At 63.6% G+C, this 2,869-nt stretch carries 3 protein-coding genes and 1 pseudogene; 2 read left to right on the top strand and 2 right to left on the bottom strand.

All coding sequences use genetic code 11. The annotated features are described in order from the left end of the window. Positions 1 to 302: pseudogene (locus Q0L94_RS04715) on the bottom strand (serine protease); the annotation flags it as partial. A 14-nt stretch (positions 303 to 316) separates the two neighbouring features. Between Q0L94_RS04715 and Q0L94_RS04710 the strand changes: the two are divergent. Both Q0L94_RS04710 and Q0L94_RS04705 read left to right on the top strand, forming a co-directional pair. Continuing rightward, a complete protein-coding gene (locus Q0L94_RS04710; RefSeq protein WP_296750575.1) occupies positions 317 to 1,597 on the top strand; it encodes a nucleotide sugar dehydrogenase in 1,281 nt (426 codons plus the stop codon). After that, a complete protein-coding gene (locus Q0L94_RS04705) occupies positions 1,597 to 2,625 on the top strand; it encodes an NAD-dependent epimerase/dehydratase family protein (protein ID WP_296750572.1) in 1,029 nt (342 codons plus the stop codon). The genes Q0L94_RS04710 and Q0L94_RS04705 overlap by 1 nt, the downstream gene beginning before the upstream one ends. Before the next feature lie 51 nt (positions 2,626 to 2,676). Here Q0L94_RS04705 and Q0L94_RS04700 read toward each other — a convergent pair. Next, on the bottom strand, positions 2,677 to 2,869 hold a 193-nt coding region (locus Q0L94_RS04700; RefSeq protein ID WP_296750570.1), incomplete at its 5' end, for a superoxide dismutase family protein.

Raw genomic sequence — 2,869 nt, 5'->3', positions numbered from 1 at the left:
CTGAGAAAGATGTGCGCGCACGACACCACGTAGCGTCCGTCGAGCACCGCAAAGCCGGTGCCCTGCAGGTTGGCGCGCGGACTGCCGCTGGGATTGAAGGTGCCGACGCCGACCACGCCCGGCTTCACCATGAGCAGCGTGTCTGCCACGTCGGCGTGGGCGGGCAGCGCGGCGAACAGGGCCAGCAACGCCCAACTGGTATGCCGCTTGCTGGAAGCGTGCCCTGTCGGCCGGTGGCGGTGGCCCAGCAGCGCCACACAAATTCGATACAATCCGGGCGGCAGCAAAAACTTTCTATTCATAGGGGAATCCAAGCATGAGTGTTGTTGCGGTTGTCGGACTGGGCTACGTGGGATTGCCGTTGGCGACGGAATTCGGCAAGAAAATGACCACCATCGGCTATGACCTTTCGGTTGAAAAAATCGAGCATTACCGTCGATTTTGCGACCCCACCGGCGAAGTGTCGACGGCCGACCTCAAGGCTGCCACGCAATTGACGGTGACCGCCGACCCTGCCGACCTGGCGCAGGCCGACTTCATCATCGTCGCCGTGCCGACCCCGGTCGACGCGGCGCACATCCCGGATTTTTCGCCGCTGATCGGATCCTCCACCACGGTCGGCAAGCACATGAAAAAGGGCGCCACCGTCATCTACGAATCCACAGTCTACCCCGGCGCCACCGAAGAGGTCTGCATTCCGATTCTGGAAAAACTGTCGGGAATGACATGGCGGCAAGACTTCCACGTCGGCTATTCGCCCGAGCGCGTCAATCCCGGCGACAAGGAACGCACCATCACGAAAATCGTGAAAGTGGTGTCGGGCGACGATGCCGCCACCTTGGACAAGGTAGCCGAACTGTATGGCAGCGTCATCACCGCCGGGGTGCATCGCGCCAGCTCGATCAAGGTGGCCGAGGCCGCCAAGGTGATCGAAAACACCCAGCGCGACCTCAACATCGCGCTGATGAACGAACTCTCGCTGATTTTCCACCGCCTCGGCATCGATACCCTGGAAGTGCTGAAAGCGGCCGGCACCAAGTGGAACTTCCTGCCCTTCCGTCCGGGCCTGGTCGGCGGCCACTGCATCGGCGTCGATCCCTACTACCTCACCCACAAGGCCGACATGCTCGGCTACCATCCGCAGGTGATCCTTGCCGGGCGCCGCATCAACGACGGTATGGGCGCCTACGTGGCGCAGGAAACGGTGAAGAAGATGATCGCCAACGGAGTGCAGGTGAAGGGCGCCAAGGTCAACGTGCTCGGCCTCACCTTCAAGGAAAACTGCCCCGACCTGCGCAACTCCAAGGTGGTCGACGTCATCCGCGAACTGCAGTCCTTCGGCTGCGACGTGCGCGTGCACGACCCGCTCGGCGAAACCCGCGAAGCCGAACACGAATACGGCATCAGCCTCACCGCGTGGGACGACCTCCCCCAATGCGATGCCATCGTCGCGGCCGTGTCGCATAGCGCCTACCTGGAAAAACCGTTTGCCGAGCTCACCGCCAAATTGAACAAGGGCGGCGCGTTCACCGACGTCAAGTCGGCCTACGATCCGGCTGCGGTGGAAGCCGCCGGCTTCGCGCTCTGGAGACTGTAATGACCGCGTTCGACGCGCTGAAAACGCAGCTTCGCGCCGCGCCCAAAACCTGGCTCGTCACCGGCGCTGCCGGCTTCATCGGCTGCAACCTGGTCGAAGCCCTGTTGCTGCTCGACCAGCGCGTCGTCGGGCTGGACAACTTCGCCACCGGCCACGAAAAGAATCTGGCGCAGGTGCAGGCTGGCGTCGGTCCCGAGCGCTGGGCGAATTTCAGCTTCAAGCGCGGCGACATCCGTGATCTCATCACCTGTCATACCGTCTGCAAGGATGTCGATTACGTGCTGCACCAGGCCGCGCTCGGCTCGGTGCCGCGCTCGCTGGAAGACCCGCTCGCCACCCACGCCGCCAACAACACCGGCTTTCTCGACATGCTGGTCGCCGCGCGCGACGCCGGGGTCGCGCGCTTCGTCTACGCCGCGTCCTCCTCCACCTACGGCGACTACCCCGGCCTGCCCAAGGTCGAGGACGTCATCGGCAAGCCGTTGTCGCCGTATGCGGTGACCAAGCTGGTGAACGAGTTGTACGCCGACGTGTTCGGCCGCTGCTACGGCATGCAATCGATCGGCCTGCGTTACTTCAACATCTTCGGCCGCCGCCAGGATCCCGACGGCGCCTACGCCGCGGTGGTGCCGAAGTGGGTGGCGAGCATGATCCACAACGAGCCGGTGTACATCAACGGCGACGGCGAAACCAGCCGCGACTTCTGTTATATCGACAACGTCATCCAGGCCAACCTGCTCGCCGCCACCAGCCAGCATGCGGACGCGGCCAACCAGGTCTACAACGTGGCGGTGGGCGATCGCACCACGCTGAATCAGCTGTTCGAAGCCATCCGTGCCCTGCTCGCGCCGAAATTTCCGCATCTGGCCGGATTCAAGCCCGTCTACCGCGATTTCCGCGCCGGCGACGTGCGCCACTCGCTCGCCGACATTTCAAAGGCGCGCGCGCGGCTCGGCTATGCGCCGACGCATCGCATCGGCGAAGGTCTGGCCGAGGCGATGGACTGGTATGTGCAGGATCTGGAATAGGCGTGCGAACGGCCGCAAAGTCGTTCAGCAGGTTGGCGCGCAGCGGCGTTTCTACATCCGCATGTGCAGTTCGACCAGATCGATATAGCCGCAGGCCACGCGTGCGCCCGAGTTGCCGGCAGGGTCGGAGAAGTCGTCCTCATTGGCATGGATGACGATGCTGCGCTCGCCGATCGAGCTTTTTCCCATCAGGGTGATGGTCAGGCCGTGCGCCATCACGTCGACGTCGGCCACGCCTTCGGCA

The organism is Thiobacillus sp. (assembly GCF_024708915.1).
Note: the sequence above shows the minus strand (reverse complement) of the source record. Positions and strands in the feature narration are given on the sequence as shown.